Genomic DNA, 7,075 nt, shown 5'->3' with positions numbered 1-7,075 from the left:
AGCTAAGTGGGAGTAGTTCAAGAAAGATCAATGCTTGATTATATTGCTTATGATAATCAAGGAAACCTAATTTCTGAGAATCAAGCGTATAAAAATTTCCTCGCGAATGACTATCAAGGCAACATTGATTTATTGAAAAAGATTATTGCCAAAAACGAAAAAACCATTAATTATCTGAAAATGGGTAGACCATTCGAAGATAATATCAAGAATCTTGAACAAGCAAAAGTAACAATAAAAGAAGAGCTAGAGGAATTGTATAAGGTTGCAGCAGCGCAAAGAGAGGGAAAATATTATAAGCCTAAAGATGATATCAGGTGGGTGAATATCGCTTCTTATGGTTTGTCATATTCTCCAGTAATGTCTAATGGATGGTATGATGATAATCCAACTGACCAAATAAGTGACTTAATTAAAAACCACGAAGAAACATTAGATAAAATTCAACAAAGATTAGTCGAATTACATAATAAAATGCAATCGGCCGTAGAAAAGGCAGAAAAAACATCTATTGCTGCCCAAGAATTGCTTCAAAAGTTAGAGCAGATTTCCCAACCGCTTATTACTGCTACTCAACAAATTAAAGATGCCGAAAGTGCAGTGTCACAAGCTCAACAAAATCTGGCACTTCAAGAAGAACTACTTACTGAGGCCAAAGATAAGCGCAATATTATGCAATCTCAAGCAATCAATGCGCAAACCAAGCTCTTGCAAGCGTTGCTCAATAAGACAAATTCACAAGAAAAGTTAGCGTCAGCAAAAGAAAAACTTCCAGCACAAACTGATGCCTTAAAGTATAGTTCGCTAATCACTCTTGAACCACTAACTGTTGCGACAGGAGTAACTCCTGCTCCTAAAGTTACGACAGCGATTGCGGTTGAAAATGATGATCATCAGAATAAAGCTGTTATTACTTTGCCCGGCGATGAACAAGAAAATAAGCTACCCCAGGGAACAAAAGTAGTGTGGAAAGATGATGCTAAAGTTGCAGCCGATCTTCAACATCTTGGAAAGCATACTGAAGATGTCTTGATTGTTTTTCCTGATGGATCGGTAATTTTAACTAGCGAGCAAGTTACTGTTTCCGCAACAGAAAAACAGGCAGACGCTAATAAAGAGACTTCGCCTGCACAGAAAACGATTGATAGTACCCAAGAAAATAATATGCGTGCGAATGATCTTTCTGCCCAGGTAGTGGAAGTTAATGATGATAATCAAACCTCAGCACCAGAAATATTGGTGACTTCGCAAACCAAGCAACATACCGTCCGACCAAACGGGGTAATAAAAGGTCAGACAGCACTGAATAACATTGTCCAGCCTTCATTAGCTAAGTCTTTTAAGAATAAAACAACAAATAATATTTTGCCACGAACCGGGGATGAATCTTCATTTCCGATTATTGCCCTTGGCGCTGTTATTGGGCTAGCAGGAATTGGGGCAGCACTCAGACGGTACGAATAAATTTGTTTTTCGTCATGCTAGTCTATATAATCAATGAAAATACAATATTTGAAAGGATCAACACATGAGTAACTGGCGTAATCTATTTGCACAACGAATTTATGAACGAGGGAAAGATTACTACTATCGCGGCAGAGTTAAAAGCTTAATTTTTGATGCAGACGATAATTTTTCTGCAATCGTTAAGGGAAATCGGGCTTATAAAGTAACTGGTAGATACCATAATGGAAAGTTTTCTCAACTTCATTGTGATTGTCCCTATGCGCAGGATAACCATCGTTGTAAACACATGGCCGCGGTTTTAGAAGCGATTGATGATGGTTCGGCAAATATTGAACCGCAAAAATCGTTAGGTGAGGTTTTTCAATCAGCTTTTCCGCCAAACCGTTTACCAGTTGATCCGCAGAGTTTTCTAAGTAAAGAAGTCTTTCCGCTACGGCTGATTGAACATGTCTTTACTAATCTTGACGATGTTCAAATCATTTCTGAGATCCTAATTAAAGCTGCAGATGCTTATTTTACAATTCCTGGAGCTAAGTGGAATTATTCAGTGGCTGGGCGTTTTAAACAATATTACTTTTCAGTGCTAGTTGCTTTTAATCGAAAAACGATTGTGGACGTCCAGGTAAACTTTGTAAAGACAAGAGAAGGACAACAGATCGCTAAAATGGTTGCCCTTTATTGCTTATTAAAGTACCTTGATCAACATAATATTGAAGAGAATACCAATGAAGCGGCCCGGCAAATGCTAGCTAATTTTCTTGATCGCGCTCCTGATAGTCAGACGATCATTACTGCTAATATCGGTGAATACTACGATGGTGGTCAATACCTTTACTTCCGGGCAGGTGTACCAGATCATATGTATAAATTTCCAAACTTGACAACCTTAACAAATGGGATTGCCCGTGGTGAGCGGCTTCGTTTAGGAAAGTTCTTTGATCAGCAAATTATCCCCGAAAACCTTGATAAAGATAGCAAACAATGGTTAGACTTGATTATCAAGCTATCCTCGACCGCTGATTTAACGCGCGATGGGTATTACGAAGCATCCGTAAAAAATGAGCTGCCCCTGGCTGGCGTGATTATGGATGAAGTTGATCAAATATTAAAGACTGGTAATACACTTTATAATCGGTGGAAAGTGCCTATTAAGCGGGAAGAACGTGCATTAAAAGCGACAGTTTCAATTAAAGCATATGGTGCCGATGACGATCCAAGTCGTCACCTTGATGTTAGTGTTGACCTTCCTGCTGACCTTATTCATGGACAGGCAGCCTATTACCACCTTGATGACCATACCTGGACTGCTTTTACAGGAATAACCCCTAATAAGTTAGACCCTGTTTTTCCAGTAACCAGTGATCTTGTCTTTGGTGTTGATACTATGGCTGAGTTTTACCGCTATGTGTTGCCCAAGCTTCAGTCGATGTTTTCAGTCGAGCCGCCCCAAGATCGCGATTTATCAAAGTTTTTACCTTCATTACCAACAGTCGTTTTCTTATTGGATTATCATGATGAACAGATTTATTGTGACTTGGCAACTGAAACTGATGGCAAAACACAAAAAATTAAGAAAATTGATGACCTACCGCAATTTTTGATGCAAAGAGTTGAACGGGTACTAGCTAAATATTTCACCAAGTTTAATCAAACTGGGACAAGAGCAGTTCTGTTAGTTGATGAGGCAACGAATTTGCTAGCAACTGGTGTCAATGAATTGCAAGAAATAGGAATTACTAAGGCTACTCCTGCATTTAATGGGTTATACAAACAGCCGTTTACTAAGGTGAGTGTCGGTATCTCCATCGATTCTGGCCTTTTAAAACTTGATTTTGGTGATGATCAACTAACTGCTAAAGAAATCAAGCAAATTCTAAGAGATTTCCGACCGCATAAACAGTACTATCAATTGGGCAAGAAAACCTTGAAGATGGACGAACCTTCGCTAGCTGAATTAGTTGAGACATTGCGCAAAATGGGAATCTCATCACGTGATTTTACTGCGGAAGAACTTAAATTGCCGGTGTATCGTGCTCTTTATCTTGATGATCTTTTATCCCACCAAGAAGCATTGAATTATCGCACTACTTCAGAATTGCACCAGCTAGTTACTGATGTTAAAACTCCTCAGAAAGATTTTAACGTGCCGGCAAATCTTCATGCAACATTGCGTCCCTATCAATATGATGGTGTCCAGTGGTTAATGGCCTTAATGAAGTATCATTTTGGTGGACTGCTGGCGGATGAGATGGGACTAGGCAAGACCCTGCAGATTATTACTGTTCTATTAAGTGAACAAGGAAACGGACAGAATTTAATTGTTGCCCCAGCAGCAGTTATCTATAATTGGCAAGATGAGATTAAAAAGTTTGCGCCAGACCTTAAAGTAACTGTTCTTGATGGTAGTAAAGCTGAACGACGGAAACAGTTTGCGCAAAGTACAGAAAGGGATATCATTATTACTTCCTATGATGCCGCCAAACGAGATATTGATTTTTATGAAGGGCATGTCTTTAATATTGAAGTTATTGATGAGGCCCAGTACATTAAAAATCCCCAAACTGCTGCCGCTAAAACAGTCAAAGCGATCAATGCTAAGCAGCGTTTTGCTTTAACTGGAACTCCGATTGAGAATCGGTTAAGCGAACTTTGGAGTATTTTTGACTACTTGATGCCTGGTTTTCTCGGTTCTTATCAGCAGTTCCGCAAACAATATGAAGGACCGATTATTAAAAATCAGGATGACCAAGCTCAGGACGACTTAAAACGTTTGGTACAACCATTCATGCTCCGTCGTTTGAAGAAAGATGTCCTTAATGATTTACCGATGAAAAATGAACAGGTATTTTTAACACCCATGGTTGGTAAACAAGAAAATCTATATCAGGCACGGGCTCAAAGATTGATAAGACAGATTCAAAAACAGAATGATGAAGAATTTCAGCAGAATAAATTAGCAGTCTTGGCAGAAATTACTCGTCTTCGTGAACTATGCTGCAGTCCTCAATTGTTAGATAGTGGGTACAGTGGTCCTTCGGGAAAAATTAAGGCAACTATGAACTTAATTAAGGATGAAGTGGCGGATAATCATAAAATTTTACTCTTCTCGCAGTTCACATCGGCATTAGCAATTTTAAAAGAAAAACTTGCTAAAGCAGGAATTAAGTACTTTGTGATTGAAGGAAAGACAAAGAAAGCAGATCGTTTACAATTTGTTGATGAATTTAATTCCTATGATCAGCCAGCTGTCTTTTTAATTTCTCTGAAAGCAGGAGGAACGGGGTTAAATCTTACGAGTGCTGATGTTGTCATTCATTTTGACCCGTGGTGGAATATTGCGGCTGAAAATCAGGCGACTGACCGTGCTCATCGTATTGGTCAAAAGAATAACGTAACGATTTACAAAATGATTGCACAAAACACAATTGAAGAGAAGATCATTGAAATGCAACAGAAGAAAGCAGCTCTTGCCAATTCTATTCTTTCAGGAAACGAGCTAGCAAATGCCGTCATCAACAAGGAGACACTTCTCAACATTCTCAAATAATATAGGTTTTGTGAAGTTTTATCCTAAGTACCTATAAAATCCAGCTATAACTTGCTATACTTAAAATATTAATATGTGAAAAAAGGGATGAGAAGAATGGTAATGGTTGATTTGCATTGTCACCTTTTGCCGGGGATTGATGATGGTTCAAAAAGTATGGAGATTTCATTGCGACTTGCAAAAGAAGCAACAGAAAACGGGGTTACCCATGCACTTTTGACTCCTCATCATATGAACGGGCACTATGTAAACCATAAACAAGATGTTTTAGTGCGAACAAAAGAATTTCAAGAAGAACTAGAGAAAAATAATATTCCATTAACTGTCTTTCCTGGACAAGAAGTGCGAATTAATGGTCAGCTAATTGAAGCCCTTGATAATGATGATATTTTATTCGCTGATGAGAGTGGAAAGTATATGATGCTGGAATTTCCAGACAATGATGTACCTCATTACACTAACCAGATGATTTTTAACCTTCAACAACGGGGAATTACGCCAGTGGTTGTTCACCCTGAACGGAATACCAAGATCATGGCTGAACCGGACTTGCTTTATCAAATGCTGGAAAAAGGATGCTTGTCGCAAATTACCGCTAGTTCCTATGTTGGTACATTTGGTAAAAAAGTCGAAAAATTAAGTAAAAACCTGATTGCGGCTGGTCAAGGATATATCTTTGCTTCTGATGCTCATGACCTTCCAGGACGAAAATACGAAATGCGGCAGGCCTTTGACAAATTATCGCGTGAATTTGGCGCTGACGTTGCTCAAGAATACCAAGATAATGCGCGAGCTATCATTAACGGGGATGAAATTGGTCGCCATCAGATTAAGAAGATTCAGCAACGTAAAAAATTATTTGGGTTATTTTAAAAAGCTAAGATTAGTTCAGAGACTGTGACATAAATCAAATTACTTTTATAAAAGACAAATAGCGCAGTACAACAATGGTCTCCAACGCCCGGTTTAAACCGAACATTGGAGGCCTATTATTGCTTGCGGGGATCGGAAGAGGGATAAATTGATGGCATTATATTTTACAGATGTTTTTTCGGGAAGTGCCGATTGGATCGTGACTGACCCTCATGCACAAGGCACGATTGTTAAAGTATCACAAGGGACGGGCTACTTAAATCCAAAGTACCAATACCAATATTCGTTAGCAAAGAATGCGGGGCGGCTTTTAGGGCTTTACCATTATGCTGGTGGTGGCAACCCGATCGCGGAAGCAAATTATTTCTTATCGCATATTCAAGATAAGCTCGGACAGGCAGTTTTAGCCGTTGATTGGGAACAGTATCAAAACGCTGCCTGGGGTGATACGACTTGGGTACGGCAATTTGTTGATGAAATTCACCGCCAAACGGGGATATGGCCATTGATCTATGTTCAAGAATCAGCAATTTGGCAAGTTGCAAATTGTGTTAGTGATTGTGGCCTCTGGGTAGCCAAGTATGCTTCGATGGATTGGCACTCGTGGACGGTTCCGGCAATGACAGTTAATACGAGTCCATGGCAGACATATACTCTTTGGCAATTCGCGGGGGACGATGAGGACCGCTCAATTGCAACGGTTGATCGTGAGGGCTGGGAGCGCCTTGCTAATCCAACTGGTCAAGTTGATGTTAAGCCAATCCTGACACAAAGCGATTCGTCAACGTGGACCGATTCCTTGGGCGATGAGTGGCACCGTGAAAAGGGACGCTTTATCACAGATCGCGTTCTTGATTTACGCTGGGGTGCACTGCCGACATCTTCTGTGATTGCGACCTTGCCAGTTGGCTCCGTCATTGATTATGATGCCTGGTCACGTCATAATGGCTATGTTTGGTTACGCCAGCCCCGCGCATATGGGCAATATGGCTATCTTCCATGCCGAAACGCTGATAGTAATGAGGCGTTTGGCAAGTTTGAACCACTTAGTTAAGAAGCTAGTTCCACGTATTATTCGTGAAAAAGGTGAGGCTGAGAGAAAAATTTTTCTCCCAGCCTCACTTCTGGTGCGCCCGGCATGGGTATTAGCTAGGTGGTGAAAGTCCGCTATGGGCCGTAGTAGTTGGA

At 40.1% G+C, this 7,075-nt stretch carries 3 protein-coding genes and 1 pseudogene; all 4 read left to right on the top strand.

Translation table 11 applies throughout. The features are described from left to right. Positions 1-15: 15 nt before the first annotated feature. A pseudogene (locus AACL61_RS01310) lies at positions 16-1,464 on the top strand (LPXTG cell wall anchor domain-containing protein); the annotation flags it as partial. 64 nt (positions 1,465-1,528) lie between these two features. Continuing rightward, a complete protein-coding gene (locus AACL61_RS01305; protein WP_339110874.1) occupies positions 1,529-5,014 on the top strand; it encodes a DEAD/DEAH box helicase in 3,486 nt (1,161 codons plus the stop codon). 96 nt (positions 5,015-5,110) lie between these two features. Then, on the top strand, positions 5,111-5,887 hold the full coding sequence (locus tag AACL61_RS01300; RefSeq protein WP_339110873.1) for a tyrosine-protein phosphatase: 777 nt from the start codon (positions 5,111-5,113) through the stop codon (positions 5,885-5,887). 151 nt (positions 5,888-6,038) lie between these two features. Further along, positions 6,039-6,941: a GH25 family lysozyme gene (locus tag AACL61_RS01295; protein WP_339110872.1), complete on the top strand. Its 903-nt coding sequence runs from the start codon at positions 6,039-6,041 to the stop codon at positions 6,939-6,941. Positions 6,942-7,075: the final 134 nt, after the last annotated feature.

This window comes from Limosilactobacillus reuteri subsp. porcinus, assembly GCF_036621895.1.
GTDB lineage: Bacteria > Bacillota > Bacilli > Lactobacillales > Lactobacillaceae > Limosilactobacillus > Limosilactobacillus reuteri_J.
This window is presented reverse-complemented; position numbering and strand designations above follow the sequence as displayed.

What these genes read in the sequence shown, in the direction of transcription:
- AACL61_RS01305 (WP_339110874.1), top strand. Translation starts at nt 1,529, where the DNA reads ATGAGTAACTGGCGTAATCTATTTGCACAACGAATTTATGAACGAGGG.
- AACL61_RS01300 (WP_339110873.1), top strand. Translation starts at nt 5,111, where the DNA reads ATGGTAATGGTTGATTTGCATTGTCACCTTTTGCCGGGGATTGATGAT.
- AACL61_RS01295 (WP_339110872.1), top strand. Translation starts at nt 6,039, where the DNA reads ATGGCATTATATTTTACAGATGTTTTTTCGGGAAGTGCCGATTGGATC.